Here is a 26199-nt window from a genome sequence, read left to right as displayed (position 1 = left end):
GTCATGCCATCCAGCCGAAGTCTGGTGCCCGTCGCTCGCCGAACGCGGCGATGCCCTCGGCCAGCTCCTTCTCGTCCTGCTCCGGGGCGTCGCGCCCGGCCAGGACCGCCTTCGCGGCGTGGACGGTGAGCTGCGAGCGCTGCGCGATGGTCGCCGCCACCCGGTCGGCGTTCCCGATGCCGTCGATCAGGCCGAACGCCAGGGCGGTCGGCGCGTCGATCAGCTCCGCGGTGTAGAGCAGCAGCTTCGCCCGGGCCGGCCCGACGAGCGCGGCCAGTCGCCGGGTCGTCGAGGGCGGGTAGACGATGCCGAGCTTGGCCGGCGTCACCCCGAACCGGCTGTCCTCGGTCGCGAACCGCAGGTCGCAGGCGACCGCGAGCTGGCAGCCGCCGCCCACGCAGAAGCCCTCGATGCGGGCGATCGTCGGCTTCGGGAAGTCGGCGAGGGCGCGCTCGGCCCGCACGGCCAGGCTGTCGTCGCCGTCGCGGGCGAGCGGCGCGGCCTCGGTGATGTCGGCGCCGGCGCAGAACGTGCCGCCCGCCCCGGTGAGCACCACGACCTTGACCGCGGGGTCGTCGCGCAGGCCGTCGAGCAGCGGCGGCAGGGCCCGCCACATGTCGGCGGTCATCGCGTTGCGCTTGGCCGGGTTGGTGATCACGATCGTGGCCACCGGACCGTCGTGCCGGACGACCAGGCTCACCATTCGTGGACGGGGACGTTCGAGTGCATCCTCGGAAGGTACTCCTGGAGCAGCTTGCGCATCGTGTCGTCCCGCCCCACCGGCCCCGCGCCCTCGATCGCGTGCACGGTCTCGACCTGCCAGGAGGCGCCGTTGCGGTGGGCCAGGCAGCGCTGCTCGATGATGCCGAGCAGTCGGTCGCGGTGCGCCGGCGCGACGCCCCAGCCGTCGAGCCCCTCGTAGGCGAGCGGCAGCAGGCGGCGCAGCACCAGCTCGGTCACCGGCACTGAGCCGAGGCCGGGCCAGAACAGGGTGGCGTCGATGCCGTGCCGGGCGGCGGTGTGGAAATTCTCCTCGGCGACGCCGAACGACATCTGGGTCCAGACCGGCCGGTCCTGCTCGGCGAGGCGGTGGACGAGCCCGAAGTAGAAGGCGGCGTTGGCCATGCTGTCGACGACGGTCGGCCCGGCCGGCAGGACCCGGTTCTCGACGCGCACGTGCGGCCGCCCGTCGACGACGTCGTAGATCGGCCGGTTCCAGCGGTAGACGGTGCCGTTGTGCAGCCGCAGCTCGCCCAGGTGCGGCACCTCGCCGGCGTCGAGGGCGGCGATCGGGTCCTCGTCCTCGCAGATCGGCAGCAGGGCGGGGAAGTACCGCACGTTCTCCTCGAACAGGTCGAAGATGCTGGTGACCCAGCGCTCGCCGAACCAGACCCGGGGCCGGACCCCCTGCGACTTCAGCTCCTCGGCCCGGGTGTCGGTGGCCTGCTCGAACAGCGGGATCCGGGTCTCCCGCCACAGCTCCTGACCGAACAGGAAGGGCGCGTTGGCGCCGAGCGCGACCTGCGCGGCGGCGACCGCCTGGGCCGCGTTCCAGTGCGCGGCGAACTGCTGCGGCGGGACCTGGAGATGGAACTGGACCGAGGTGCAGGCCGCCTCGGGCGCGATGGAGTCGCACCGCACGTGCAGTCGCTCGACGCCGTCGATGGCGATGAGCAGGTCCTCGCCCCGGGCCGTGAAGATCTGTTCATTCAGCAGCGCGTACCGCGGGTTGGCGCTCAGCACGTCGGGCGTGAGCAGGTCGCGGCGCAGCGTCGGCAGGATCCCGATCATCGCCAGCCGGGTGTCGACAGCGGCGGCGTGCTCCTCGGCGGCGTTGAGGCTCTCCCGCACCTGCGCCTCGAACCTGGCCAGGCCGTCCTCGCGGAGCTGCTGCGGCGGCACGTTGATCTCGATGTTGAACTGCCCCAGCTCGGTCACGAACGCCGGGTCGGCCAGGGCGTCGAGCACCCGCTGGTTGCGCAGCGCGGGGTCGTAGTCCTCGTCGACGAGGTTGAGCTCGATCTCCAGGCCGCTCATGCCGCGGCCGTCCTCGAACGTGGACTCGGCGAGCATCCGCGCGAAGGCATCGAGACATTGGCGCACCTTGTCCCGGTACCGCATGCGGTCCTCGCGACTGAACACGCGGGTCTCGACGTCCTTGCCCATGGGATGCCACCTCCACACGGTGCCGTCCACATGGCATACCACGCCGCGGGAGTTTTTACTCCAACCGTCTCAGTTGACGTGCGGGTGCAGCCCCAGATGGCGCAGCGCGGCCTCGGCGGTCGGCTTGTGCGGCAGCCGCCCCACGTACCGCTGCCAGGCGCGGCGGTCCTCGGCCCAGGCGTGGAGGTACTCGACGCACAGCTCGGGGCTGATCCGCAGGCTGCGGCCGAGCGCGCCCTTGAGCGCCACGACCATCCGCTCGCGCTCGCGCTCGCTCGTGACCGCGGCCCGGGGGACGTTGTCGAGCACGTGCTGGATGAAGTCGCGGCGCAGCTGCAGGTACGTCTTCCAGTAGGCGATGTCGGCCGCCTCGATGTCCCGGTCGTCGTCGAGCAGCGCGTAGACGCCCTCGGCGAGCGTGTCGCCGAGCTCCTCGCCGCGGGCCCGGTCGGCGTTGCGGAACGGGTCGAACTCCTTCTGGTCGACCTTGCCCACCATCGCCACCGGGTCGAGCCGGCGGCCGTTGAGCAGGAAGAACCAGTCCTCGTTGTAGATGCTCGGGAAGAACGAGCGGGCCGCGCGCACCTGCACGACGAGGGCGCCGCCGCCGATGAACGTGCTCTGGGGGCCGCCGACCTTGCGGTAGGCGTGGCAGACCACCGAGTTGTCCGGGAAGCCGTAGTTGATCAGGCCGACCGCGGTGTGCGTCTCGGCGAGCGCCGCGGCGTCCTGGATGTCCCGGGCGTTCTCGACCCGGATGTCGTCGTCGAGGAACAGCACGAAGCGCCAGCCGACCATCCGGGCCAGGGCGAGGCCGAGGTTCCGCTTCAGGCTGGTGTCGGTCTTGCGGTCGAACATGCCCCGCTCGACGTCCCGCAGCAGCGCCGAGGTGCGGAAGTCGGGCAGGCGGGACGCCTCGGGCCCGGCGACGTCGACGGCCACGGCCCGCACCCCGAACTCGTTCGCGAGGTCGCAGGAGCGCACCGCGTCGGCCCACCCGCTGCACAGCACGACGAGCTGGCTGTTGAGCTCCTTGGCCAGCTTCGCGGCGTCGCGCAGGTACGAGTAGGGGCGGGCCGTCGGCACGATGACGGCGTTGACCCCGGCCGGTCGGGTCGACCGGCTCTGGACGGTGCTGAGCAGCCGCGTGTGCGACCCGTGGTGTCGGCCGGTCACTCCCCCGGCCCTGGCCATTCGTGCAGCCGGGTCTCGGGGACCGTCCAGTCTGGCGTCAAGACTTCCCCTCTGACGATCTGCACCGACGTGAGGATGCTGAAGGTATCGCGGCCTGCGAACCGGGTGGCAAGGTACCCACCGTTGCGGTCTCTGAACCTCTCATCGGTCAACGACCTGACGGCGCCGTAGGTCCCGCGGCCGAACATGCCGTTGAAGATCGTGACGGTGCGCAGCCGGTTGTATGGGTTGGCGGCCCGGTAGAAGTGGGCGACGTCCTCGACGAGCTCGGTGCCGACGAGCCGCGGCGCCAGCGTGAGCGTCTCGCCGCCCTCCTGCACCTCGAAGGCGGCGCCGGTCTCGTCGCCGATGCGGGTGACCTGGGCCACCGGCACGTCCAGCTTGTCGAGCAGGTTGCGGGTCAGGAAGTTCCAGTCGACGCCGCCGAGCAGGACGAGGTGCGTGGTGAGGTCGTCGGCCACGAGGGCGTCGTCGGCCCGGATCGCCACCTTGCTCAGCGGGTTGGCCGCGCGGATGTGCCCCTGCAGCTCGAGCAGGGTGTCGAGGTCGGCGAGCGTGTACGCCTCGGTGTAGTCGGGCTCGCGGGGGTCGGTGTAGGGCATGCCCTCGCGCATGTCGCGGGGCAGCCGCGCGCACACGATGGTCACCGGCCGGCCGTCGGCGAAGTACAGCGGGCCGCTGTGCAGCCGGCGCAGCTCCTCCGACACGGGCCCGGCCGACTGGGCGGCGGCGTGGTTGCCGTTGGCGGCGTCGCGCAGCGCGAGCAGTTCCTCCTCCAGCTCCCGCCGGCGCGCGCGCTCGTCGGCGTCGAGCTCGTTCTCGTCAAGCATCCGCACCCGACCATTCGACCCCGAACGAACCGTGCAGAACAAGCGCGCGTAGGCGTTGATGCGATTGATCGGCGGGACGTCGGGCTTGGCGGGCGCCTCCCATGACGAGATGAGCGGCGGGCTCACACCGAGCGCTTTCGCCAATTGACTCTGGGTCAGCGCTCCGTCGATGCGCAGCGACTTCAGCCGGTGCGCCAAAAGGGCTTTCGATTCCTCCGGGGACGACACGGTGAATTCCTTCGGTGCGAGGACGACTTCAGGAGCTGACTGAACAATGCTGACGACAGCGATCCGGTGCCGAAGCGGTTCGCCAGCGACGGATTCCTGGTCAGGGCGGTGTTCGTGAGAACTGAACGATCGTAAAGTGCAGGGCTTCGATGCGTTGCTTCAGCAACTACTGAAGCCTAACCTGACTGTACCGAAGGCTCGATCGCCACTGGTCGGCAGTTTCAGCCACTGCCTGACGTTACCTGAAGACGGAGGTGAGTGTAGCAAGAAGCCACCACAAAAGCCATCGACTGTCGCCCGCGGAATTGACCGGGCACGGGCCGATTCACGCTGCGCTGAACCCTGAAAAAACGAGCAGTGCCCCGAGATGCGACCTCGAAGCACTGCGGCAATGATCCCGACCGCTGCAAGGGACCGGACCAATGCTGTCTTCAACACTAACGGCGGCGGACGCCGCCGGAAACCCCGTCCTCGCCTCACCGACCGTCATCACCATCGTCATCGTGGTGGTCGTGGCACTGCTGCTGCGCCGCTCCCTGCGCGTGCTGGCCAGGACGTTCGCCGACGTCATGGGCATGGTCAAGGTCATGGCGAACCTGGCCATGACGGCGCTGCTCCTCGTCGGCGTGCTGGGCCTGATCGCCGTGTGGGCGTTCGTCTCCGCAACCGGCGCCTGACCGGCGCCCCAATGACACCGCACGCCGGACCGGTGGAGGGGACGGGCCGGCGATGCGGGGCTCGGGCGGGAGGGTGGTCCACACCGTCCCGCCCGGGCGCACGCATCGACCACGCTGGACCGGAGAGGGCAATATTGCTCAGTGTCGTCAGATCAACTGAAGGTCCGCCCCGTGCGCGAGCAGGAGCTCGCGTTCGTGGCCGCCAGGCTCGGTGAGGCTGCCTTCCTCACCGAGCGGCTGGCGCGACAATCCGAGGACAAAGGCGTCCTCCTGGTGGCATGGCTGGACGGCGACCCCGTCGGCTGTGTCTACGTGTGGCTGGAGGACGCCGAAGAGGATGACCTGCAGAAACATCTGCCTGGTGTACCGCTGCTCAACCGCCTCCGGGTGCTGGAGCAGTGGCGCAACCAGTCCATCGGCACCAAGCTCGTCCAGGAGGCCGAGCGCGTCGCCCGGGAGCACGACCGCGAGCAGCTCGCGCTCGGCATCGCGCTCGACAACGAGGCCGCCGAGCGGCTCTACCGCCGGTTGGGCTTCCAGGAGTGGGAGCACGGGCTGCTGGACACCTACTACGTGGTCTTCCGGGACGGCAGCGAGGTCCGCGAGCCCGAGCGCTGCCGGATCCTGGTGAAGGACCTGCGGCTCACACCGTGAGGAGCCGGCGCACCGCGGGGTCCTGGAGGTCCTCGCGGTCGCCGCCGCGATCTCCAGGATCACCGACGGCTGGCGACCTCACCCCCGACCTGTGACGAATCACCGCGAATCAGGAGGAATTCGGGCGCGCGACATGGGCCGTTCGTCCCTAAGTTGGGGGATCGCTTGCCTTCCGGGTGGCCCGCGCGGGCAGACTGGGCGCGTGCGTCACCGCCTGCCCCGCCGCCCGCCGGTGCTGCCGATCGTGATCGGGATCGTGCTGGCCATCGTGGCCGGGGTCGGTGCCCTGCGCGCGGTATGGGTCAGCAGCAGCGCACCGGCCGCCGGCAGCGGGACCGAGGACGCGCGGCTCGCGGACCGGGCGGCCAGGGGTGAGCCGCGCGGGGACGCCAGGTGTGACGGGAAGCCGCTCGCGGCGCCGCGGGAGCTGCGGGGCATCTGGATCACCACGGTCGAGAACATCGACTGGCCCAGCACGCCCGGGCTGCCCGACGAGCAGATCAAGGCCGAGTACCGGGGGTGGCTCGACCTGGCCCAGCAGCGCAACCTCAACGCGGTGTTCGTGCACGTGCGACCCAGCGGCGACGCGCTCTGGCCGTCGAAGTACGCGCCCTGGTCGGAGTGGATCACCGGGGTCCGCGGGAAGGCCCCCGGCTTCGACCTCATGCAGTGGATGATCGACGAGACGCACGCGCGGAACCTGGAGTTCCACGCCTGGTTCAACCCGTACCGGGGCAGCCAGCCGGGGCCGAAGGGCGCCGGGCCGGACATCGAGGCGCTCGCGCCGGACCACCCGCTGCGCCAGCACCCGGAGTGGGCGATCGTATACCCGGCGAAGGGGACCACCGGCAGCCGGCTGCACTTCAACCCGGGCATCCCCGAGGCGCGCAAGTTCGTCGAGGACTCGATGCTGGAGGCGGTCGAGAAGTACGACGTCGACGGCGTGCACTTCGACGACTTCTTCTACCAGTACCCCGTCGGCAAGCAGGACTATCCGGACCAGGCGGCGTACCAGCAGTACGGCGGCGGGAAGTCCAGGGCCGACTGGCGCCGCGACAACGTGAACAAGCTTGTCGAGGAGATGAGCGGCCGCATCCGCAAGCTGAAGCCGTGGGTGAAGTTCGGGATCAGCCCGTTCGGCATCTGGCGCAACGCGACCACCGACCCGCAGGGCTCCCCGACGCGCGGGCTGCAGAGTTACGACGAGATCTACGCCGACACCCGCCTGTGGGTGCAGCGGCAGTGGCTGGACTACATCGTGCCGCAGCTCTACTGGAACATCGGCTTCGACGTCGCCGACTACGCGAAGCTGCTGCCATGGTGGGTGAACGTCGTCAAGGACACGAGGGTTCAGCTGTACATCGGGCAGGCCGACTATCGGGTGGGCCAGTCGGGCGTCTGGTCGGACCCGGCGGAGCTCGACCGCCAGCTGGCCCTGAACCGGACGTATCCGCAGGTGACCGGCAGCGTCCACTTCAGCGCCAAGAGCATGCGCAGCGACTCGCTCGGCTCGGTGTCGCGGTACGCCGCCCGGTTCTACGGCACGCCGGCGCTGCCGCCGGTCATGGACTGGCTGCCCGAGCACGTTCCCGGGGCGCCGTCCGTCCGCGCCGAGAAGAACGGCGACAAGGTGAAGCTGAGCTGGAAGAGCAAGGGGGCCTCGGTCGCTGTCTACCGGGTCGACGGGAGCCGGGCCGGCCTGGTCGCCACGAAGCGCGGCGGTGACGGGGAGTGGACCGGCCCGGCCGGCCGGTACTGCGTGACCGCACTCGACCGCTCGTGGAACGAGAGCGGAGCGACGGCGGCCTAGCCGTCGTCGGCCGTGTCGTCCGGAAAAACCCCGGCCGGGTGAGCCTCGCTCATCCGCCGCTTGTCGATGCTTCGCCGCATGACCAGCTTCATCTCGGACCAGGACTTCACCACGCCCGCGCACGTCCGCGTGACGCTCGACGACGTCAGGCACGAGGACCGGCGCGACGCCCGGCGCGGGCAGCCCGCCTCGGCGGTCCCCTTCCACAGCATGGTCCTGCTGGCGGCGGTGTGGCTGGTCGTCTCCGCGGTGCCCATCGGGTACCTCGGCGCGGGCCGCTACGACGTCTTCTGGAGCGACGCCGTCGTCGGCATCACGATCGCGATCATCACCACGATCCGGCTGCTGCACCCGACGGCGCCGTTCGTCTGGGTGATCGGCGGGCTGGCCGGGTGGCTGCTGGTGGCGCCCCTGGTCCTGCAGTACGGCTGGTCGGGCGCGACCGCCAACGACATCATCGTCGGCGTGATCATCCTGGCCTGCACGCTGATCGGCGCGGCCGACTAGAGCATGCGAGGAGGGGCCGCCCCGCTTGGCCCGGGGCGGCCCCTCCTTCCGTCACCACGGGTCAGCGGTCGATGGCGTCCTTCAGGTTGCGCCCGGCGTCCTTCACGTGGTCGCCGGCCTGCTTGGCCTGCGCGGCGGCGCGCTCGGCAGCGCCCTCGGCCTCCAGACGCTCGTTGTGCGTGGCGTCGCCGTACTTCTCCTTGGCGGCACCCTTGAGCTCTTCAGCCTTGTGCTCGACCTTGTCCGTGAAGCTCATCGCTGATCCTTCCCACGTTTCGGGTCTTTGCCTTGCTACACATAACCTTGCCCGCCCCGGCGGCGGCGCAAACGGGCGCGGTGGGCCAGGGTGGTCACACCGGTCACGGCGAACGACAGCGCCACCCCCAGCAACGCGGCCACCACCGGGTGGGTGAAGAAGTGCCCGCCGAGGTAGCCGAGGCCGACCATGTAGCAGCTCCACAGCGTGGCGCCGATCAGCAGCGCCGGCACGAACCGCTGCCGCGGGAACCGCGCGTAGCCGGTGGCCAGCGCGACCGCGGTACGCCCGAGCGGCACGAACCGACCGCCGGCGACCAGCGCGCCGCCCCGCCGCTCGAGCAGCCGGGTGATCCGGCCCCGGTGCTCGCGGCGCACCCAGCGGTCGAGCAGGCGGTGGCCGCCGCGCCGGGCCGCCTCGTGCGTGAGCACGTCGCCGACCGCGACCGCCGTCATCGCCGCGGCCAGCACGATCGGCAGCTCGAGGCGGCCGTCGGCGGCGAGCGCCCCGCCCGCGATGAGGCTGGTCTCGGCCGGCACGACGGGCAGCAGGCAGTCGACCACCAGCAGCGCGAAGATCAGCAGGTACGCCCATTCCATGCGGACAACCCTGCCCGCCGGCGGTGCCACCCGCAGCCGGGCCAGCGTGCCGATTGCCGGTGGTGTTTTCCCTACCGCGGGTTCCCCAGTAGGGCGCGCACGAACCCCTCGCGGGCCGCGGTCCGCGCAGCGAGCCGCATCTCAGAAGGTGTACTCCAGGTTGACGTACTGCCCGGCCCGGCTCTGCGCGACGAGCCGCAGCGGGGCGCGGTCGACGGCCTCGTACAGCCGGATGCCCTCGCCGAGCAGGATCGGCGCGACGTGCACGACAAGCCGGTCGACCAGCCCCGCCGCGACGCAGGTGCGGGCCAGCCCGGCCCCGAGGATCAGCAGGTCACGCCCGCCGGCCGCGGCCAGCGCGGTGCCGACCGCCGTCTTGAGGTCGCCGCTGAGGAAGGGGCCGGCGGGCTCGGGCCGGCGGGTCATCACGAAGACCGGGCCGTCGAACCGGCCGCCGTACACCGCGCCCCCTCCGTCCCGGTCGCGCGGTCCCTCGGCCAGGTCCCAGGTGCTGCGCCCGCACAGGACGGCGCCGACCGAGGCGATGACGGCGGGCACGACCGGGTTCTCGGCGTCGTCGTGGGGCATCCAGTCCATCTCGTGCTCGGGGCCGGCGATGAAGCCGTCGAGGGACATCGTCACGTGCCACAGCACTCGTTGTGTCGTCATGGCGGGGTTGACGATTCGGTACCGCCGAAATCATCGGCCCGCCCGAAGTCCGTCTTCTGGAAGAAGGCGAACACGTCCGGATCATGGAAGGCGGTGGCCGCGACGATCAGGCCCGCCTCGACGGTCAGCACGGAGATCGCGAAGGGTCTCCACTCGCCGTCCTGTCTGACCAGCGAGTACACCGCCGGCTGCCGGTTTGCGCCGGTTAGGCCGGTGCGCAGCTCTCCGAGGAAGGGCAGGCTCTGCCGGAGCGCGCCGACGATCGCCTCCTTCCCGTGGTACCACATGGGCAGCGGCGGCATCGTGATGCGCGCGTGGTCGGCCAGGAGCCTCGCCATCCCGTCCACGTCGGCCCGCTGGTACGCCTCGGCGAACCGCCGGGCCACCTCCCGCACGTCCGGACTGGCCGGCCGCGGCGCGCTGCCCCGCTCGCGCATGGTCGCCCGGGCCCGCTGGAGGGCGCTGTTGGCCGCGGGCACGCTGATGTCGAGCAGCTCGGCGGTCTGGTCGGCGGGCCAGCCGAGCACGTCGCGCACGATGAGCACGGCCCGCTGCCGCGGCGGCAGGTGCTGCAGCGTCGCGACGAACGCGAGCTCGATGGTCTCCTTTGCGACGACCGCGGCCTCGGGCGACTCGTCGAGCAGCCGGTCGGGCACGGGCTCCACCCAGGCGACGTCGGTCCGCGGCGGGAGGCTGACCGACGGGTCCGCGGGCGGCCCGAGGTCGACGGGCAGGATGCGCCGCTGCCCGCTCTTACGCGCGTCGAGGCACGCGTTGGTGGCGATCTTGTAGAGCCAGGTCCGCACGGACGCCCGCCCGTCGAAGGCGTCGCGGCCGCGCCACGCCTTGAGGAAGGTCTCCTGCACCAGGTCCTCGGCCTCGTGCCACGAGCCGAGCATGCGGTAGCAGTGCACCTCCAGCTCCCGCCGGTGCTCCTCCAACTCCGCGCCCTGCACCGCAGCCCTCCTCACGCCTCGTGACCTGCCCTCTCGCGCCTGGCTCCTCGTGCCTCACTCTCCCCCAGGGGCGTACCACCGCCGCGGCGCCGGGCTTTCTCGCGCCTTGCGCTCGCTCCGACGCTGCTCTCCGCGCCCCTCGCCGTGATCGCCGTTCGGGGGCGTGGGATGTTAAGGCCATGTGGGCGGAGTTTCGCAAGCACGTGATCCTCGAGGACGACTCGATCCTGGTGCTGGACAAGCCGGTCGGCGTGTCGGTGATGGGTGAGCGCCACGAGTCCGACCTGGTGCGGATGGCCGAGGAGGCGGGCGAGCAGCTCTTCCCCGTGCACCGCATCGACAAGGTCACCTCCGGCGTCGTGCTGTTCGCGAAGGATCTCGCGGTACACGGGGGGCTCACCCGGCAGTTCAACAAACGGACGGTCGACAAGGCGTACCTCGCGATCACCCGCCCGGGTGGGCTGCCGCCCGCGGGCCGGATCGACCTGCCGCTCAGCGTCGGCCGGAAGAACCGCGTTCGTATCGCCGCGCCCCGCGAGAGCATCGTCGCCGACCTTACCGCCGGCACCTGGACCGTGCCGGCCGGCGAGGTGTTCGAGCACGTGCCGACGTACCCGTCGGTGACCACGTTCGAGGTCCGTTCGCAGACGGCCGCGACGGCGCTGATCGAAGCATATCCATTGACCGGGCGGCGCCACCAGATCCGGGTACACCTGGCCTGGATCGGCCACCCGATCGTGGGCGACCCGCTGTTCGACAAGCACGCGACCGGCCGGACGTACCTGCACTCGTGGCGTCTGGCCTTCGACCTGGGCGGCCGGCGGGTGTCGGTCGAGGCGCCACCCTCGGAGTCGTTCCTGGCGCCGATCGCCTCCGGTAACTAGCCTGATGTCCATGACTCCTTACAAGCTCGATGCTCGCGCGTGGCAGGAGAGCTGGGACCGCCAGCAGGAGGCGTACCTGCCGGACCGCGAGCACCGCTTCACGGCGATGCTCGACGTCGTGGACGCGGTGGCGGGCGACGCGCCGCTGCGGCTGCTCGACCTGGCCGGCGGGACCGGCTCGATCAGCCTGCGGGCATTGACCCGCTTCGAACACGCCGAGGTGACGCTCCTCGATCTCGACCCGGCGCTGCTGGCGATCGCCGCGGCGTCGCTCGGCTCGCGGGTCACCGTCGTGACCGCCGACCTGCGCTCGCCCGGCTGGGCCGCGCAGCTGCCGCACCGCTCGTACGACGCCGTGCTCACCGCGACGGCCCTGCACTGGCTGGACCCGGCGCGTCTCACGGCGCTCTACGCCGAGCTGCCCGGGGTGCTGCGCCCCGGCGGCGTGTTCGTGAACGCCGACCACATGCCGGACGCGTCGCTGCCGGCGCTGAGCCGGCGGATGGTCGAGCGGGCCGACGCGCGGCGGGAGGCGCGGTACGCGGCGGGCGCGGTCCTGCCGTGGCGGGCCTGGTGGGACCGGGCGGCGACCGACCCGGTGCTGGCGCCGCTGGTCGAGGAGCGGAACCGGATCTACGCGACGCCGCACTCCAGCAGCGAGTTCCTGCCGCCGGCCGCGTGGCACCTGGACGCCCTGGTCGCGGCGGGTTTCACGGAGACCGGCATCGTGTGGCGCGGTGGCGCCGACGCCGCCGTGGCGGGCGTTCGCTGACGCACTTGCTAGAGCCAGCTCCACCATGAGGGGTAGGGCTGGCCCTACCGCAAAGACTCTACTCAGCGGGCTGGGGCGCGGGACGCGGATTTCATAGCGTCTTGTCCATGACCGAGACGCTGATCCGCACTCGCGTCCCAGCGCCGCCGACCCGCCGGTTCGGCTGGCCCGCAACGCTCGCGCTGCACCTGCTGCCGTCCGGGGCGACGTTCGCCGCGGCGATGGCGCTCGGCCCCGTCATGCGCTCGCTCGACCTGCCACCGCAGTTCGCCCTGACGCTGGCGTTCGCGTTCGTGCTGACCCCGATCGAGCTGGCCGTCCTGTTCCACGCGACGGGCGCCCGCTCGGTGCGCGACCTGCTCCGGTCGCTGCCCTTCCAGCGCAGGCTCCCACTCCGCCTCTACGCGATCACCATCCCGAGCCTGATCGCCGTCGCGGTCGGCCTGGTGATCCTGCTGGAGCCGCTGGAGCGCGCGATCCGCTCGGTGTACCCGTCGGGTTGGTTACTCCCCGAGGACTCAACGGCGTTCCCGACCGCCATCATGGTCGCGACGCTGCTGTTCACGCTGCTGGTCGACGGCCTGGTCAACCCGGCGGTCGAGGAGCTGTACTTCCGCGCCTATCTGCTGCCCCGCCTCCCGGTCCGCGGCGCCCTGGCCGTGGCGACCTCGGCGGCGCTGTTCGCGGCGCAGCACTACTGGCAGCCGGAGAAGTTCCTGTTCATCTTCCTGGCCCAGCTCCTGCTGACGGCGGTGATGGTGCGTTTGAACAGCATCCGCCTGAGCATCGCGGTCCACTGCACCTCCAACTCGCTGGCCATCCTGCTCGCCCTGGCAGCGGTCCTCTCCTGACGGCACACAGGGTTGGGCCCGACCGGGGGGCGGGCCCAACCCGGACGCTCCCAACCCCGCCTACCGGAGTCGCTCGCGTCCGCTTTCGGCACGCTTGCTCTCGGTTGCCGCCGGCCTGGCCGCCCCGCACGCACCGCGCCTGCCCCTCGCCCACCTGGGTTCGCGTCCCTGCCCGCGCACACCGCGCTTGCCCCCTCACCGCCGACCCGAGCCCGCGTGCCGGTCCGCATGCGCCGCGCCTGACCCCTCGCCGCCGACCCGAGCCCGCGTGCCGGCCCGCATGCGCCGCGCCTGACCCCTCGCCGCCGAGCCGGGGTCGCGTGCCGGCCCCGGGTCGCGTGCCAATCTCGCTGGTCGGGCCACGTGCTGCTGGGCGATGTTGGTGGGCGCGGTGTGGGCGCCCTCCGCACCCAAACGGCGATCACCGCGCCACCCGCCCATGATCAAGGGAAGAATGTGGCTGTCATGGCAGCCAGATGTTTCCCATGATCATGGCGGCGGCGGGTCGTGGCCGGATTGCGGCAGGCGTTGGGCGAGTTCCCCGCAATCCGGAGCGCGCGAGGGTGGGCGTCTTCGGAGCGGCAGGCGGGTGGGTTGGACCTTGATCGATGGCGCGTGCTGGTTGCTATGGCAGCCAAAGAGCGCCATCGATCATGATGCTCGGCGGGCCAGGGACAGCAGGTCGTCCACGGACCACTGGTCGTAGGCGTGGTCGCCGTACTTTGACGCTTGGATCGTGCCGTCCGCAGCTATCAGGAAGTCGGCCGGCAGGCCCCAGCGGCCACCTTCGGGCATCAGCGTCGGTGGGCGTTCGCGGCCTCGCAGCAGGGCCCACGTGCTGCGGGACACCGCCCGGGCGATGTGGGGCCAGACCCTCGGGTTCAGCAGTGCGCGGCGGGAGGACTCGACGCCGAACTCCCGGTACAGACGCTTCGTGGGATCCGGGATCACCGGAAACGGCAGGCCCTCCACGTGCTCGCGCAGGGCGGCCGCCGTCGAGTGGAAGACCACCACCTCGCGGACGCCCGCCGCCTCGATCTCGGCGTGGCGGCGCACGATCGAGCGCAGGTGGAGGTTGCAGACCGGGCAGCCGGCGAAGCGGCGGAACTGGAGGTGCACCAGCGCGGCCGGGTCGGGGACCGCGACCTCAGCGCCGGACACGTCGTGCAGCAGGCGGGACGATACGGACAGCAAAGCCAACCCCCCGAGATCGTAAGCGTACAAGATACTCCTACAACCGTAAGCGTATCTTGTACGCTGTCAAGGCCATGCCGAGACCTCGTTCGCTGACGCCCCAGGGGATCGCCGCCGCGGCGCTCGCCGTCCTCGACCGGGACGGGACCGGCGGGCTCACCATGCGGGCCGTGGCCCAGGAGCTCGGGGTCAGCACGATGGGGCTGTACCGGTACGTCGCCGATCGCGAGGAGCTCGAAGGGCTCGTCGTCGAGCTGGTGCTCGGCGCCGTCGACCCGGTGCCCCCGGCCGGTGGCAGCTGGCAGGAGCGGATCGCCGTGCTGGTCGAGCGGGTGCGGGTGGCCGTCGGGGCGCACCCGGCCGTGGTACCGCTGACGATGACCCACCGGCACCGCTCACCGGCGATCCTGCGCTGGTCGGAGTCCGTCGCCGGGCTGCTGACCGAGGCCGGCACCGGGCCCCGGCAGCGGGTGGTGGCGCTGCGCGGGCTGCTGGCGTACGTGATCGGCGCGATCCAGCTCGAACACCTCGGCCCCCTCGCCGGGCCCGGCACGGTCGCGATCGCGGGGCTGGACCCCGCCGAGTTCCCCAACATGCGCGCCACGGCGCTGGAGGCGAGAACCGTGCCGCCGGACGAGGAGTTCCGCGGCGGCCTGGCGCTGCTGCTCGCGGGGATCGGATCATGACCGACGTGCGGGACGCCACCTGCGTCGCCTGTCCGGCGCAGCGGCTGGGGGTCGGGGCGTTCGACGTGAGCGACCGGCCTCGCGTCGAGAGCCGGTACGACCCGGACCTCGGCTACCGGGTCGACCGCGCGAGCGGCGCCCCGACCTGCGTGCACCCCTACCGGGTGGGCCTGCCGCCGGGCCGGTACGGGTCGGCCGGGGTGCCGCTGCCCACCGCGGACGACCGGCCGCAGCCGGCGCCGACCGACGAGGACCTCGTGCTGCCCGACGACGTCACGCTGCTCGAGGCGTGGTTGATCGCAGTGGTACGGCGGGCGCCCGCACCCGAGCTCGCCCGCGCACTACGGGCCGCCGAGGAGCGGGCCGCCGCCCGGTTCGGCACCGAGGCGACGGTGACCGCCCTCCGCCGCGTGCTCACAGCCTGACCAGCGCCTCACCGCCGGGGACTACGGCAATCACCAGCGCGGTGACGTTGTCCCGGCCGCCGGCCGCGAGCGCGTGGCCGACGAGGGTGCGCGCGTCGTCCAGCGGGGTCGGGCCGCGCAGCCGGACCCGCAGGTCGTCGGCGCTCGGCAGGTACCGCCAGAGGCCGTCGGTGCAGAGCAGCAGCGTGCCGGGCACGTGCGGGCGGTGGCTGTGGACCTGGGGCCGGGGTGGCGGGGCGCCGGCGCCGAGCCACGCGGAGATCGTGTCCAGCGTGCCCGTGTCGTCGTCGGTGAGCGCCATGCCGGGGCCGGTGGACGGCAGCCAGTATGCGCGGCTGTCGCCGACACCGGTGGCCCAGATGCCCGCCGGTCCGGCGATGCCCGCCACATAGGTGCAGCCGGGCCCGTCCAGGGCAGCGACCGCGGCGCCCGCCCGTACCGCCGCGTCCTCCAGTGCCTCTTCGGGCAGTGCCCCGGCGGTCAGCCGGGCCGCCAGCCGCTCGGCGCCGCACTCGGCGGCGACCTGGGCGGCGCGCTCGGGGCGCGGCGTCATCGAGATGCCGTCGGTGACCACACCGACGGTCCAGGGGCCGGCCGTGGTGAGGGCCATCGCGTCGGCATTGACCCCGCGGCGCAGGCCGCGGTCGGTGACCGCCGCGGCGCCGTCGAGCGAGGTCTCCAGGCGGGCCCGGTGCAGCGGCTGGGCCTGGCCGCAGTCCCAGCAATAGCCGTCCGGTGCGACGGTCCCGCCGCACCGGACGCATGCCATGCGCGAAACCTACACCCCGTAGGTCTCGCAACGGTTGCCCGCGTTGGTGTTGTTGCCCTTGCCGACGTAGGCGCCGTCGGTACCGGCGCCGCAGTCGACGGTGTCGTTGCCGCTGCCGGTGCCGATCCGGTCGTTGCCGGCGCCGGCGTTGATCGTGTTGTTGCCGTTGCCCGCGTCGATGATGTCGTCGCCCGCGCCGGTCACGACGGTGTCGTTGCCGGACGCGGTGGTGACGACGTTCGCGCCGTCGCCGGCGTTGATGACGTTGTTGCCGCCACCGGCCGCGATCCGGTCGTTGCCGGCGCCGGTGGTGATCGTGTCGTTGCCCGACGCCGCGGTGATGACGTTGTCGCCGGCGCCCGCGGTGATGACGTTGTTGCCGCCGCCCGCGTCGATCCAGTCGGCGCCGTCCGCGGTGGTGATCGTGTCGTTGCCCGGGCCGGTGGTGATGCAGTCGGTGCCGCCCTTGCCGGCGACCACGTCGTTGCCGCCCCGGCCGAGGATCAGGTCGTTGCCGGCGGTACCGGAGAGCTGCTCGTTGCCGGTCCCGCCGATCACGACGTTCTGGATCGCGATGCCGGCACACGCGTCGGCGGGCTGGCTCGCGGCGCGGATCGCCACCGGGCCGGCCGACTGGATGCCGGTGAGCGCGTTGGTGTAGGTGACCGAGCCGCCCGCGGCGACCGTGATCAGGATCGGCGTCGACTTGACCGGGACGGTGACGACGGCCGGTCCGCCGGCGAGCGTGGCGAGCGGCGCCTTGACCGAGTACGCGCCCTCGACCAGGGCGATCGTCGCCGTGCTGCCGGTGAGCTGGAACAGCGCCGGTTCGGCGCCCGGGCCGACCGTGACGGTCAGGTTCGCGTCGACGTGGATCGCGCGGCCGTTGCGGTTGACGATCTTGCCGCCGGTGAACGTGTCGTCGCCGGTGTCGACCAGGTCGTCGATGCCGTCGCCGTCCGAGTCCGGCACCGTGCACGGCAGGGTGCCGGCGCGCAGCGCGTGGCCCTCGTCGTTGGAGTCGTCGGCGTACACGACCGGCTTGCGGCCGGCGACGCACGCCGACTGCGGCGCGATCGCGAAGCCCTCGTTGTTGTAGTTGGGCATGCCGGCCGGCCGCTCGTAGAGGTTCGTGAGCGAGTATCGGCCGAAGGCGTCGAGATCGAAGGTCGCCGTGCGGCCCTGGCAGGTGTCGTCGCAGACCACCCACAGGTGCGCGGTCTCCGGCTCGAACTGCAGGTCCATCACGCCCGCGAAGCCGCTGACGATCGTGGCGACCCGGGTGAAGGCGCCGCCGGCCTGGTCGAGCGCGTAGCCGTAGACGGTGCCGTTGGCCTCGACGCCGACGAAGAAGATGCCGCCGCCGTGGTTGGGGTAGGTGGCCGGGTCGTACTTCGCGCCCGTGTGCTCGTCGACGAAGCCGCCGGCGGTCAGCACGGCGTCGGGCACGAACGTGATGCCCTCCAGCCCGAGGTTGGCGCCCACGACCGGCAGGTCGGCGGTGAGGTTCCACTCGGCGGTCGCGTTCAGCGACGAAGCGCCGTCCACGACGGCGAAGCGCTCGATCGCCGGCCGGCTGACGCCGCTGTTGGCGTTGTTGCGCTCGGTCGAGACGAACACGCCGTTGTCCGTGACCGTCACGCCCTCGGCGTCGAGGTCACCGGTGCCGTCGCCGTAGTGCAGCGCGGCGGTGAGCGTCGGGGTCCACCTGGTGCCGTCGAAGGCGAGCCGGTACAGCGTGCCGGGGCCGTTCTTGACGGCCCAGAGGGTGCTTCCCTGGTACGTCAGGCCGCTCATGTTGCCGCCGAAGACGTTCGCGTCGTCGACGGTCGTGATCTCGCTGCCGCCCGGCCAGGGCGACGCGGGCGTCTGCCCGGGGCAGGCGTTGGCCGCGCCCTTGGTGGGGGCGGTGGTCGTGGTGAACCCGGTGCCGCAGCGGCCGTAGGTGGTGGTCGCGTGGGCGGTCCACGAGTAGGAGTCGACCAGCGTCACGCCGTCGGCGAGGAAGAGGCGGGCCGAGTCCGCGCCGCCCAGGCCGTACGACACCTCCACGTCGAACGCCGCGAACCCGCCGGCGGCGAGCACGGTGCCGGCCGGGATGGCGAAGACGTGGGTGTCGTCGTTGTCCTTGAGCACCCAGCCGGACACGTCGGCCGGGGTGGCGCCGGTGTTCGCCAGCTCGATCCAGTCGCCCGGCGTGCCGCCGTTGGACTCGACCTCGTTGATGCGCACCGGCACCGAGCAGTCGTTGACCGCACCCTTGGTCGGCGAGGTCGTGGTCGTGAACCCGGCGCCGCAGCGGCCGTAGGTGGTGGTCGCGTGCGTGGTCCACGAGTAGGAGTCGACCAGCGTCACGCCGTCGGCGAGGAAGAGGCGGGCCGAGTCCGCGCCGCCCAGCCCGTACGACACCTCGACGTCCAGGGCGAGGTAGCCGCCGCCGGCGATCGTGGTCCCGGCCGGGATCGTGAAGACGTGGGTGTCGTCGTTGTCCTTGAGCACCCAGCCGGAGACGTCGACCGGCGCGCCGCCGGTGTTCACCAGCTCGACCCAGTCGCCGGGGGCGCCGCCGCTGGACTCGACCTCGTTGATGCGCACCGGGACCGAGCAGTCGTTCGCCGCGCCCTTGGTCGACGACGTCGTCGTGGTGAACCCGGTGCCGCAGCGGCCGTACGTCGTCGTCGCGTGTGCCGTCCAGGAGTACGCGTCGACCAGCGTGGTGCCGTCGGGCCGGAAGAGGCGAGCCGAGTCCGCGCCGCCCAGGCCGTACGACACCTCGACGTCCAGGGCGAGGTAGCCGCCGGGCGTGATCGTCGTTCCGGAGGCGATCGTGAAGACGTGGGTGTCGTCGTTGTCCTTCAGCACCCAGCCGGAGAGGTCGACGTCGGCGGGGCCGGTGTTGAGCAGCTCGACCCAGTCGCCCGGGGAGCCGCCGTTGGACTCGACCTCGTTGATCACGACGCCCGAGGCGTCCTCCGCCGCGGCGGGAGCGGCGGTGCCGAGTAGCGGCAAGGTGAGCGCGGCCAGTGCCGCGACGAGTAACCGTGGTGTGCGCACCTCAGGAGCGTCGGATACATCGGCGACCTCGGCGTGAACAGATCACGAACACCATGGATGTACGCCGGAGATATATACGCGAGTTATACGCTCGGGGTATGGTCGAAACATGAGCGTTCCTCTCACGCTGCTCGGCCTGATCGAGCGCGAGCCCAGCCACGGGTACGACCTGAAGCGCGACTACGACACGTTCTTCAGCCGCGGCAAGCCGCTGCCGTTCGGGCAGGTCTACGCGACGTTGGGGCGCCTCGCCCGGGACGGGAAGGTCGTCATCGGCGAGGTCGAGCCGGGGGTCGGGCCGGATCGCAAGCGGTATGTCATCACCGAGCTCGGGGCGACCGAGGTCGACGCCTGGCTGACCGAGCCGGTCGAGGCCGAGCCCAACCTGCAGTCGGTGCTGTTCACGAAGGTCGTGCTGGCGCTGATGCTGGGCCGGCCGGCCGAGGAGTACCTCGACAGCCAGCGCGCCACCCACCTCAAGCGCATGCAGGAGCTCACGACGGTCAAGCGCGGCGGCAACCTCGTCGACGCGCTGCTCGCCGACCACGGCCTGTTCCACCTGGAGGCCGACCTGCACTGGATCGACACCACGATCGCCCGGCTCGACGCGCTCCGGAAGGTGGTCCAGCGATGATCGAGGCCCGCGAGGTCGCCCTGTCCTTCGGCGAGACGCCCGCGTTGCGCGGCGCATCGCTCCTGGTCGAGCCGGGTGAGATCGTCGCCGTCATGGGCCCGAGCGGCTCCGGCAAATCGACGCTGCTGCACTGCCTGGCCGGCATCCTGGTGCCCGACGCCGGCGAGATCCACTTCGACGGCCGCCGGGTCGACACGCTCGGCGAGACCGAGCGCAGCGTGCTGCGCCGCGACCGGTTCGGGTTCGTGTTCCAGTTCGGCCAGCTCGTCCCGGAGCTCACCGCGGAGGAGAACGTCGCGCTGCCGCTGCTGCTCGGCGGCGCGAAGCGCCCGGCCGCGCTGCGCGAGGCCCGGCCCTGGTTCGAGCGGCTCGGCCTGGCCGGCCTGGAGCGGCGCCGCTCCGGCGAGCTGTCCGGCGGGCAGGCCCAGCGGGTCGCGCTGGCCCGCGGCCTGGTCGCCCGGCCCGGCGTGCTGTTCGCCGACGAGCCGACCGGGGCGCTCGACTCGCTCACCGGCGAGCAGGTCATGGACCTTCTCGTCGCCTCGGCGCGCGAGCAGGGCACCACCGTCGTGCTCGTGACGCACGAGGCGCGCGTCGCCGCGTACGCCGACCGCCAGGTCATCGTCCGCGACGGCAAGGTGAACGCGCTGGTGCACTCATGACCCGGTTTGCGCTGCGGTTGTCGCTGGCGGGAGGACGAGAGGCTGCGACCCGGCTGGTCATCATCGCCGCCGCGGTCACGCTCGGCGTGGGCATGCTGCTGGCGACACTCGCGGGCATGAACGCGGTCGGCGCGCAGAACCTCCGGTACGCCTGGCTGAACACCATGACCGCGCCCAGCTCCACCCAGGGCTCCGGCGCCGAGCTCTGGTGGCTCGCGCGCCAGGACTACTACCACGGCGAGACCATCGGCCGGATCGAGGTCGCGGGGCCGGCCGCCGATTCGCCGGTACCGCCGGGAATCCCCCGCCTGCCGTCCGACGGCGAGTACTACGTCTCCCCCGCGCTGGCGAAGCTGCTGGACACGGCGCCCGCCGCCGAGCTGGGCGACCGCTTCCCCGGCCGGCGGGCCGGCGTCATCGGCGACGAGGCGCTGCCGTCGCCCGACTCGCTCATCATCGTCATCGGCCGGCCGGCGGCGACGCTGGAGCAGCTCGGCGCGGTGAAGGTCAACCAGATCATGACCACCGACCCGAGCGACTGCACCCGCTGCATCGTCGGCATCAACCAGGACGGCATGACGCTCATCCTGTCTGTCGTGGCCGCCGCGCTGCTGTTCCCGGTGCTCATGTTCATCGGCACCGCGACCCGCCTCGCCGCCACCCGCCGCGAGCAGCGCTTCGCCGCGATGCGCCTGATCGGCGCCACCCCGCGGCAGATCGCGCACATCTCGGCCGTGGAGTCGACGATCGCCGCGCTCGTCGGCACGGCCGCCGGGTTCCTGCTGTTCGCCGCGGTCCGCCCGGCGCTCGCCCTGGCCCCGTTCACCGGCGAGCGGTTCTTCCTCGGTGACCTGTCGCTGACCCCGCGCGACGTGCTGCTGGTCGCACTCGGCATCCCCGCCGGCGCGGTCGTGGCGGCCTGGCTGGCGCTGCGCCGCGTGCAGATCTCCCCGCTGGGCGTGACCCGCCGGGTGACCCCGAAGCCGCCGGGCGCCTGGCGCCTGGTCCCGCTCGTCGCCGGGGTGGCCGAGCTGGCCTGGTTCATCGGCCGCCGGCCGGACACGTCGAACGAGCAGATCCTCGCGTACCTCAGCGGGTTCGTGCTGATCCTGATCGGGCTGGTGCTGGCCGGGCCGTGGCTCACCATGCTCGGCGCGCGGGTGCTCGCCGGCCGGGCCCGCCGTCCTGCCGCGCTCATCGCCGGGCGCCGGCTCGCCGACAACCCGAAGGCGGGCTTCCGCTCGGTGAGCGGCCTGATCGTGGCGCTGTTCATCACCGCGGCGGCGACGGGGGCGATCACCACGTACGTCGCGAACCGCGGCCAGCCCCGCACCGACTCGATCGCGGCGACGTCGCTGTCGGTCACGTTCTGGGCGGAGGACGGCCCGCAGCCGACCGCGGCCGACGTCCCGGCCGGTCTCGCGAGCATCCCGGGCGTCAGCAGCGTCACGCTGGTGCGCCAGGGTCCGGACGTCCCCGGCCCGACCGGCCTCGTCACCTGCGCCGAGCTGGACCGCCTGCAGGTGTTCGGCGCCTGCCCGGCCGGCGCGACGGTCGCGTCGGTGTGGCGTGACCTGATCGGGCCGCGGGCCTTCTCGCTCCGGGACGACGTCGTGTGGGAGGCGTCGCCCGTGCCGGCCGCCGAGTTGGAGCGGCTGCCGGTCCAGTCCGTGGTCGTCAACACCACCGACCAGGCGGCGTTCGAACGAGCGCGGACGATGCTCATTCGCGCATTCCCGGCCACCCCGTGGTTCCCCGCCTCGGTCGGGGAGTGGGAGGCCGACTCGGCGCGGCTGCTCGTACAGTTCCAGCAGCTCGCGAACGTCATCATGCTGTGCAGCCTGCCGATCGCGGGCTGCAGCCTGGCGGTGAGCGTGGCCGGCGGGCTGAGCGATCGGAAGCGTCCGTTCAGCCTGTTGCGGCTCACCGGGGTACAGCTGAACACCCTGCGCGGCGTGGTGGCGCTGGAGACGGTCGTGCCGCTCTTCCTGGTCGCCGCGGTCGCGATCGGCATGGGCCTGCTGGCGGCGCACCTGTTCCTGCGCGCGCAGCTCGACTACACGCTGCTGGCCCCGCCGCCGTCGTTCTACGCGATGGTCGCGGGCGGGCTGCTGGTGTCGCTGGCGATCATCGGCACGACGCTGCCGCTGCTGCGGCGCATCACCGGCCCGGAGACGGCACGCAACGAGTGACCTACCAGACGTCGCCGTCGCGCCAGTCGCACGCGATCAGCTGCGTGACGTCGATACCGGTCCCGGCCTCGACCGGCAGCACGTAGGTGCTGTCATCGTCGTCGGGGGTGCGGGTGAGCCCGCCGGGAGCCAGGACCGCGGTCGGTCCCTCCCAGCGGACCCACCCGCGCCTCCGGTAGAACTCGCCGGCGCCCTCGGACGCCGACAACGCGCCGATCATGTACGCGCCGCGGACGATTCGCTCAACCTCGTGCATGACCCGCGCACCGTAGCCGTGTCTGCGCGGATGCGCGGCGACCGCCTCGACGTAGCCGGCGCGCAGCGCCCGGCCCTGGTGGAGCAGCCGCCGCTGCACGACGGCCCCGTGCCCGACGAGCAGGCCGTGCTCCTCGACGAGCACGTGCAGCCCGCCGAGCGCATGCTCCAGGTCGTCCTCGCCGAACTCGCCGTCGAATGCTGTTTCGAGCAGTTCGCGGATCCGGCGGTACTGCTGAGGCGTCAACGACGAAGTGTGCACAACGCTCACCATGGGAACCTCCGCTTCGTCGGCGCGGCGACCCGCGTGCAGTAGGCAAGGTTCCCACGGGCGGTCACCGTCTCCGGGTGCCGGTGGCCCAGCAGGCGCTCGTACTGGGCGACCACCTGAGCGAACAGGTCACGGGCCCGGGCCGCGTCCCCCTCCTTGGCGGTGCACAGCGCGAGGGCGTTGCGGGCGTCCACGGTCCTGCGGTGCTCCGGGCCCAGCGTCCGCTCGAACGACCCGACCAGCGCCGCGTACTCGTCCCGCGCCCGCCGCGTGTCGCCGGTCTCCGCCGCGGCGTACGCGAGGTGGGTGCGGGTGCCCACGGTCTGCGGATGGTCGGTGCCCTGGACCCGCTCGCGGACCGCGAGCACCTCGGCGTAGAGGTCCCGCGCCGTTGCCTGGTCACCGGTCTCGCTCACCCAGTAGGCAAGGTTCTCGCGGATGTTCACGGTGTCGGGGTGCCCGGCGCCCAGGACCCGTTCGCGCACCGGCAGCAGCGCCGCGATCATCTCCCGCGCCCGCACCGGATCCCCGGCCTTCCCGACGCAGGTGGCCAGGCTGGCCCGGACCGCCAGCGTGCCCGGATGCTCGGGGCCGTGGACCCGCGTCTTGATCGGGAGCAGCGCGACGTACAGGGCCCCCGCCCGGGCGACGTCCCCGGTCTCCGCCGTCCAGCGGGCGAGCCCGCCCCACGCGGTCAGCGTGTCCGGATGCTCGGGGCCGAGGACCCGTTCGCTCACCGGGAGCAGCGCCGCGAACAGGTCCCGCGCCCGGGCGGCGTCGCCGGCGGCACCCACGCAGGCGGCCAGGTTGTTGCGCAGCAGCAGCAGGTGCGGGTCCTCGGGGCCGAAGACGCGCTCGTACGCGGGGAGCAGCGCCAGGTACATGTCGCGGGCCGCCGCGTCGTCGCCGGCCTCGCTGGTCGCGGCGGCGACGCTGTTGCGGGTGGTCAGGGTCTGCGGATGCTCCGGGCCGTAGATCCGCTCGTACACCGGGAGCAGCGCGGCGTACATGTCCCGGCCCAGCGCGGAGTCGCCGGCCTCGCCCGTCAGGTGGGCGAGGTTGCTCCGGACGGCAAGGGTCAGCTCGTGCTCGGGGCCCGCGGCGCGCTCGCACACCGGGATCAGCGCCGCGGCCAGGTCGCGGCCGAGCTGCGGGTCGCCGGCGTCGCCCGTCTTGAGGGCGAGCTGGTTGCGCGCCGCCAGCGTGTCCAGGTGCTCCTCGCCCAGCCGGGCGGTGTGGGCGTCCGCGAGCTCCTGCCAGACCGCCCGGGCCGTGGCGGTGTCGCCGTCCTCGCCGATCGCCTCGGCGAGCCGCCACATCGCGGGGTCGAGGAGGTCGAGCACGGCCAGGGCGTGCGGCAGCAGCTGCACGCAGGCCCGCCGGGCGGCCGGCCCGGTCACGTTCTCCGGGACGGCGGCGCGGACCAGCGCGGCGGCCGTCGCCTTCCATCGCCCACGTTCGTCCGGGTCGAGCTGGTCGAGCGTGAGCGCCTGCACGAGCCGGTGCACCGAGACCGTCGCGCTGGGCGGGCCGATCAGGCTGTGCCGGCGCAGTCCGGCCACGGCGTCGTCCAGGGCGAACCGGCCCGCCAGCTCGGGCGGCCGCCGCTCCTCGAGGAGCAGGCGGTACGGGATGTCCTCCGGGGCCAGGCACGACAGCAGCCGCAGCAGCGTGATCGATCCCGGGCTGCTCGCCCGCAGATCCTCGAACGCGAGCGTCCAGGTCGCGATCACCGGCGTCCGGTGCTCGCTCGGCGCCCCGCGGCCGAGCAGCCCGGCGCGGTCCTCCCGCAGCAGCGTCAGGTACTCGGCCAGGCTCCGCCCGGTCGCCGCCACGTACCCGCCGGCCTGGGCCAGCGCGAGCGGCAGCCCGCCGAGCTCGTCGGCGAGCGCCCCGGCCGACACCAGGTCGTACTCGCCGGCCTGGTTCAGCAGGAACTGCGCCGCGACGCTGCGCGGCAGGCCGTCGAGGTGGATCGCCTGCGCGGCCGGCCAGTGCCCGTCCCGGGTCGTGACCAGCACGTGGCCGTTGCCCTTGGGCGGCGGCAGCCACCGCCGGGCGGCGGCGTGGTCCCGCACGTTGTCGAGGATGAGCAGCCACGGCTTGTCGCGCCGGGCCAGCGCGCCGTGCACCCGGGCGACGGGGTCGGAGCGGTCCAGCAGTCCCGCCGGGTCCAGGAGCTCGGCGAGCTCGTGGTACTGCTGCTGGAGCGACGTCGCCTCCTCGGCGTGGAACGTCCAGACGAGGTCGTAATCGGTGAGGTGGCGATACGCGTACTCCAGCGCGGTCGTGGACTTGCCGATCCCGCCCAGCCCGCTGAGCGCGACCAGCGGGAGACGCTGCTCGATCTCCGCCAGTACCTCGTCTCGGCCCACGACCGCGCTCGGGCGCGGGTCGAGGCGCAGCGGGTCGCCGGCGCCGACCCGCTGCTGGTAGAGCAGGGTGCCGACGGCGACGCCGCCGCGGTCGGCGGTGATCGCGGTGCCTATGGCGTTGCCACCGGGGACGGTCAGGCCCGCTCCGTGCCCGGCACCGGAGGGTTTCCGGTGGTCACCGCACCCTGGATCGTGCCGGCGGCCACGCCGCCGTGCGAGGCCTGGATGTGGATGTCGCCGCCGGCCGCGACGGCGGACCCGGTGGCGGTGACGGTTGCGTCGGCGAACAGCTCCCGCAGCGCCTCGGCCGCGTCCGGGTCGGCCCGCAACAGGTCCCGCAGCCGCGTGGTCCAGGCCGCGGCGACGTCCCGCCGGGTGTCCGGTGTCAGCGCGGCCGCGTCCTCGTCGAGCGTCTCGAGCGCGATCTGCTCGGCCCGCGCGTCACCGCGCCCCAGCAGCCGCGCCACCCGGCCTCGTACGGCCTGCCACCCGTCGGCGGCCATCGCACTGACGAGCGCGGAGGCCGCACTCGTCGCCAACGCCACCAGCCCAGCATCCACGCCGTTGCCTCCCGTCAGCCGCCGTCCGCCTTCACGGTAGCGGCCACGATCAAGCGGCTAGACTTCCGT

The 26199-nt window shown here is 72.5% G+C and carries 26 protein-coding genes and 1 pseudogene; 12 read left to right on the top strand and 15 right to left on the bottom strand.

From position 1 onward, the window contains the following. Position 1: 1 nt before the first annotated feature. The 5 genes and pseudogenes from ABZS66_RS17300 to ABZS66_RS17280 all read right to left on the bottom strand — a co-directional run. Positions 2–703, bottom strand: coding sequence for an enoyl-CoA hydratase-related protein (locus tag ABZS66_RS17300; RefSeq protein ID WP_354758617.1), 702 nt, complete (start codon positions 701–703; stop codon positions 2–4). Beyond that, complete coding sequence (locus ABZS66_RS17295) at positions 697–2166, bottom strand: glutamate--cysteine ligase (RefSeq protein WP_354758615.1); 1470 nt, start codon at positions 2164–2166, stop codon at positions 697–699. Before ABZS66_RS17295 ends, ABZS66_RS17300 begins: the two co-directional genes overlap by 7 nt. Positions 2167–2235: 69 nt before the next feature. After that, complete coding sequence (locus tag ABZS66_RS17290) at positions 2236–3342, bottom strand: hypothetical protein (protein ID WP_354758613.1); 1107 nt, start codon at positions 3340–3342, stop codon at positions 2236–2238. Beyond that, complete coding sequence (locus ABZS66_RS17285) at positions 3339–4190, bottom strand: XRE family transcriptional regulator (RefSeq protein WP_354758647.1); 852 nt, start codon at positions 4188–4190, stop codon at positions 3339–3341. The genes ABZS66_RS17290 and ABZS66_RS17285 overlap by 4 nt, the downstream gene beginning before the upstream one ends. 42 nt (positions 4191–4232) lie before the next feature. After that, positions 4233–4418: pseudogene (locus tag ABZS66_RS17280) on the bottom strand (helix-turn-helix transcriptional regulator); the annotation flags it as partial. Positions 4419–4840: 422 nt separating this feature from the next. Here ABZS66_RS17280 and ABZS66_RS17275 point away from each other — a divergent pair. The 4 genes from ABZS66_RS17275 to ABZS66_RS17260 all read left to right on the top strand — a co-directional run bounded on the left by ABZS66_RS17275 (position 4841) and on the right by ABZS66_RS17260 (position 8066). After that, positions 4841–5095: a hypothetical protein gene (locus tag ABZS66_RS17275; RefSeq protein ID WP_354758611.1), complete on the top strand. Its 255-nt coding sequence runs from the start codon at positions 4841–4843 to the stop codon at positions 5093–5095. Positions 5096–5266: 171 nt separating this feature from the next. Next, positions 5267–5749 (top strand): GNAT family N-acetyltransferase, encoded by a 483-nt coding sequence (locus tag ABZS66_RS17270; RefSeq protein ID WP_354758609.1) that lies wholly within the window; start codon positions 5267–5269, stop codon positions 5747–5749. Between the two features lie 202 nt (positions 5750–5951). Next, positions 5952–7559, top strand: coding sequence for a family 10 glycosylhydrolase (locus tag ABZS66_RS17265; protein WP_354758607.1), 1608 nt, complete (start codon positions 5952–5954; stop codon positions 7557–7559). 78 nt (positions 7560–7637) lie between these two features. Continuing rightward, a complete protein-coding gene (locus tag ABZS66_RS17260; protein ID WP_354758605.1) occupies positions 7638–8066 on the top strand; it encodes a hypothetical protein in 429 nt (142 codons plus the stop codon). A 61-nt stretch (positions 8067–8127) separates the two neighbouring features. Here the strand turns inward: ABZS66_RS17260 and ABZS66_RS17255 are convergent, their stop codons facing one another. The 4 genes from ABZS66_RS17255 to ABZS66_RS17240 all read right to left on the bottom strand — a co-directional run bounded on the left by ABZS66_RS17255 (position 8128) and on the right by ABZS66_RS17240 (position 10561). Next, positions 8128–8322: a CsbD family protein gene (locus ABZS66_RS17255; protein WP_354758603.1), complete on the bottom strand. Its 195-nt coding sequence runs from the start codon at positions 8320–8322 to the stop codon at positions 8128–8130. Positions 8323–8357: 35 nt separating this feature from the next. Next, positions 8358–8921 (bottom strand): DedA family protein, encoded by a 564-nt coding sequence (locus tag ABZS66_RS17250; RefSeq protein WP_354758601.1) that lies wholly within the window; start codon positions 8919–8921, stop codon positions 8358–8360. Positions 8922–9062: 141 nt separating this feature from the next. Then, positions 9063–9590, bottom strand: a complete 528-nt coding sequence (locus ABZS66_RS17245) for a dihydrofolate reductase family protein (RefSeq protein WP_354758599.1) — start codon at positions 9588–9590, stop codon at positions 9063–9065. After that, positions 9587–10561, bottom strand: a complete 975-nt coding sequence (locus ABZS66_RS17240) for an RNA polymerase subunit sigma-70 (RefSeq protein ID WP_354758597.1) — start codon at positions 10559–10561, stop codon at positions 9587–9589. The genes ABZS66_RS17245 and ABZS66_RS17240 overlap by 4 nt, the downstream gene beginning before the upstream one ends. A gap of 164 nt (positions 10562–10725) precedes the next feature. Here ABZS66_RS17240 and ABZS66_RS17235 point away from each other — a divergent pair, with 164 nt between their 5' ends. The 3 genes from ABZS66_RS17235 to ABZS66_RS17225 all read left to right on the top strand — a co-directional run bounded on the left by ABZS66_RS17235 (position 10726) and on the right by ABZS66_RS17225 (position 13053). After that, a complete protein-coding gene (locus ABZS66_RS17235; protein ID WP_354758595.1) occupies positions 10726–11430 on the top strand; it encodes an RNA pseudouridine synthase in 705 nt (234 codons plus the stop codon). Positions 11431–11440: 10 nt separating this feature from the next. Then, a complete protein-coding gene (locus tag ABZS66_RS17230; RefSeq protein WP_354758593.1) occupies positions 11441–12202 on the top strand; it encodes a class I SAM-dependent methyltransferase in 762 nt (253 codons plus the stop codon). A gap of 107 nt (positions 12203–12309) precedes the next feature. Beyond that, positions 12310–13053 carry a CPBP family intramembrane glutamic endopeptidase gene (locus tag ABZS66_RS17225; RefSeq protein ID WP_354758590.1) on the top strand — a complete coding sequence of 248 codons (744 nt, stop codon included), beginning with the start codon at positions 12310–12312 and terminating at the stop codon, positions 13051–13053. Positions 13054–13704: 651 nt separating this feature from the next. Here the strand turns inward: ABZS66_RS17225 and ABZS66_RS17220 are convergent. Next, a complete protein-coding gene (locus tag ABZS66_RS17220; RefSeq protein WP_354758588.1) occupies positions 13705–14253 on the bottom strand; it encodes a peroxiredoxin-like family protein in 549 nt (182 codons plus the stop codon). A gap of 68 nt (positions 14254–14321) precedes the next feature. Here ABZS66_RS17220 and ABZS66_RS17215 point away from each other — a divergent pair, with 68 nt between their 5' ends. Beyond that, positions 14322–14933 carry a TetR/AcrR family transcriptional regulator gene (locus ABZS66_RS17215; protein WP_354758586.1) on the top strand — a complete coding sequence of 204 codons (612 nt, stop codon included), beginning with the start codon at positions 14322–14324 and terminating at the stop codon, positions 14931–14933. Beyond that, positions 14930–15358, top strand: a complete 429-nt coding sequence (locus ABZS66_RS17210; RefSeq protein WP_354758584.1) for a hypothetical protein — start codon at positions 14930–14932, stop codon at positions 15356–15358. Before ABZS66_RS17215 ends, ABZS66_RS17210 begins: the two co-directional genes overlap by 4 nt. Here the strand turns inward: ABZS66_RS17210 and ABZS66_RS17205 are convergent. Both ABZS66_RS17205 and ABZS66_RS17200 read right to left on the bottom strand, forming a co-directional pair. Beyond that, complete coding sequence (locus ABZS66_RS17205; RefSeq protein ID WP_354758581.1) at positions 15348–16127, bottom strand: protein phosphatase 2C domain-containing protein; 780 nt, start codon at positions 16125–16127, stop codon at positions 15348–15350. The genes ABZS66_RS17210 and ABZS66_RS17205 overlap by 11 nt on opposite strands. A gap of 9 nt (positions 16128–16136) precedes the next feature. After that, a complete protein-coding gene (locus tag ABZS66_RS17200) occupies positions 16137–19181 on the bottom strand; it encodes a lamin tail domain-containing protein (protein WP_354758579.1) in 3045 nt (1014 codons plus the stop codon). Between the two features lie 109 nt (positions 19182–19290). On the opposite strand from ABZS66_RS17200, the gene ABZS66_RS17195 reads away from it, so the two are divergent. The 3 genes from ABZS66_RS17195 to ABZS66_RS17185 are packed head-to-tail and all read left to right on the top strand — an operon-like array spanning position 19291 to position 22669. Next, positions 19291–19815, top strand: coding sequence for a PadR family transcriptional regulator (locus ABZS66_RS17195; RefSeq protein WP_354758577.1), 525 nt, complete (start codon positions 19291–19293; stop codon positions 19813–19815). Further along, positions 19812–20477 (top strand): ABC transporter ATP-binding protein, encoded by a 666-nt coding sequence (locus ABZS66_RS17190; RefSeq protein ID WP_354758575.1) that lies wholly within the window; start codon positions 19812–19814, stop codon positions 20475–20477. The genes ABZS66_RS17195 and ABZS66_RS17190 overlap by 4 nt, the downstream gene beginning before the upstream one ends. Further along, a complete protein-coding gene (locus ABZS66_RS17185; protein ID WP_354758573.1) occupies positions 20474–22669 on the top strand; it encodes an FtsX-like permease family protein in 2196 nt (731 codons plus the stop codon). The genes ABZS66_RS17190 and ABZS66_RS17185 overlap by 4 nt, the downstream gene beginning before the upstream one ends. Before the next feature lies 1 nt (position 22670). Here ABZS66_RS17185 and ABZS66_RS17180 read toward each other — a convergent pair whose 3' ends face one another. The 3 genes from ABZS66_RS17180 to ABZS66_RS17170 all read right to left on the bottom strand — a co-directional run bounded on the left by ABZS66_RS17180 (position 22671) and on the right by ABZS66_RS17170 (position 26130). Next, on the bottom strand, positions 22671–23171 hold the full coding sequence (locus tag ABZS66_RS17180; RefSeq protein ID WP_354758571.1) for a GNAT family N-acetyltransferase: 501 nt from the start codon (positions 23169–23171) through the stop codon (positions 22671–22673). Positions 23172–23191: 20 nt separating this feature from the next. Next, on the bottom strand, positions 23192–25570 hold the full coding sequence (locus ABZS66_RS17175; RefSeq protein ID WP_354758569.1) for a tetratricopeptide repeat protein: 2379 nt from the start codon (positions 25568–25570) through the stop codon (positions 23192–23194). A 134-nt stretch (positions 25571–25704) separates the two neighbouring features. Then, positions 25705–26130, bottom strand: coding sequence for a hypothetical protein (locus ABZS66_RS17170; protein WP_354758567.1), 426 nt, complete (start codon positions 26128–26130; stop codon positions 25705–25707). Positions 26131–26199: the final 69 nt, after the last annotated feature.

It is taken from the genome of Dactylosporangium sp. NPDC005572, assembly GCF_040605515.1.
In the GTDB taxonomy this organism is placed as follows: domain Bacteria; phylum Actinomycetota; class Actinomycetes; order Mycobacteriales; family Micromonosporaceae; genus Dactylosporangium.
This window is presented reverse-complemented; position numbering and strand designations above follow the sequence as displayed.

Bases quoted from the DNA above. Each gene is read 5' to 3' on its own strand.
- ABZS66_RS17300 (WP_354758617.1), bottom strand. From the start codon at position 703: ATGGTGAGCCTGGTCGTCCGGCACGACGGTCCGGTGGCCACGATCGTG.
- ABZS66_RS17295 (WP_354758615.1), bottom strand. From the start codon at position 2,166: ATGGGCAAGGACGTCGAGACCCGCGTGTTCAGTCGCGAGGACCGCATG.
- ABZS66_RS17285 (WP_354758647.1), bottom strand. From the start codon at position 4,190: ATGCTTGACGAGAACGAGCTCGACGCCGACGAGCGCGCGCGCCGGCGG.
- ABZS66_RS17275 (WP_354758611.1), top strand. From the start codon at position 4,841: ATGCTGTCTTCAACACTAACGGCGGCGGACGCCGCCGGAAACCCCGTC.
- ABZS66_RS17260 (WP_354758605.1), top strand. From the start codon at position 7,638: ATGACCAGCTTCATCTCGGACCAGGACTTCACCACGCCCGCGCACGTC.
- ABZS66_RS17255 (WP_354758603.1), bottom strand. From the start codon at position 8,322: ATGAGCTTCACGGACAAGGTCGAGCACAAGGCTGAAGAGCTCAAGGGT.
- ABZS66_RS17250 (WP_354758601.1), bottom strand. From the start codon at position 8,921: ATGGAATGGGCGTACCTGCTGATCTTCGCGCTGCTGGTGGTCGACTGC.
- ABZS66_RS17245 (WP_354758599.1), bottom strand. From the start codon at position 9,590: ATGACGACACAACGAGTGCTGTGGCACGTGACGATGTCCCTCGACGGC.
- ABZS66_RS17235 (WP_354758595.1), top strand. From the start codon at position 10,726: ATGTGGGCGGAGTTTCGCAAGCACGTGATCCTCGAGGACGACTCGATC.
- ABZS66_RS17230 (WP_354758593.1), top strand. From the start codon at position 11,441: ATGACTCCTTACAAGCTCGATGCTCGCGCGTGGCAGGAGAGCTGGGAC.
- ABZS66_RS17225 (WP_354758590.1), top strand. From the start codon at position 12,310: ATGACCGAGACGCTGATCCGCACTCGCGTCCCAGCGCCGCCGACCCGC.
- ABZS66_RS17215 (WP_354758586.1), top strand. From the start codon at position 14,322: ATGCCGAGACCTCGTTCGCTGACGCCCCAGGGGATCGCCGCCGCGGCG.
- ABZS66_RS17210 (WP_354758584.1), top strand. From the start codon at position 14,930: ATGACCGACGTGCGGGACGCCACCTGCGTCGCCTGTCCGGCGCAGCGG.
- ABZS66_RS17205 (WP_354758581.1), bottom strand. From the start codon at position 16,127: ATGGCATGCGTCCGGTGCGGCGGGACCGTCGCACCGGACGGCTATTGC.
- ABZS66_RS17195 (WP_354758577.1), top strand. From the start codon at position 19,291: ATGAGCGTTCCTCTCACGCTGCTCGGCCTGATCGAGCGCGAGCCCAGC.
- ABZS66_RS17190 (WP_354758575.1), top strand. From the start codon at position 19,812: ATGATCGAGGCCCGCGAGGTCGCCCTGTCCTTCGGCGAGACGCCCGCG.
- ABZS66_RS17185 (WP_354758573.1), top strand. From the start codon at position 20,474: ATGACCCGGTTTGCGCTGCGGTTGTCGCTGGCGGGAGGACGAGAGGCT.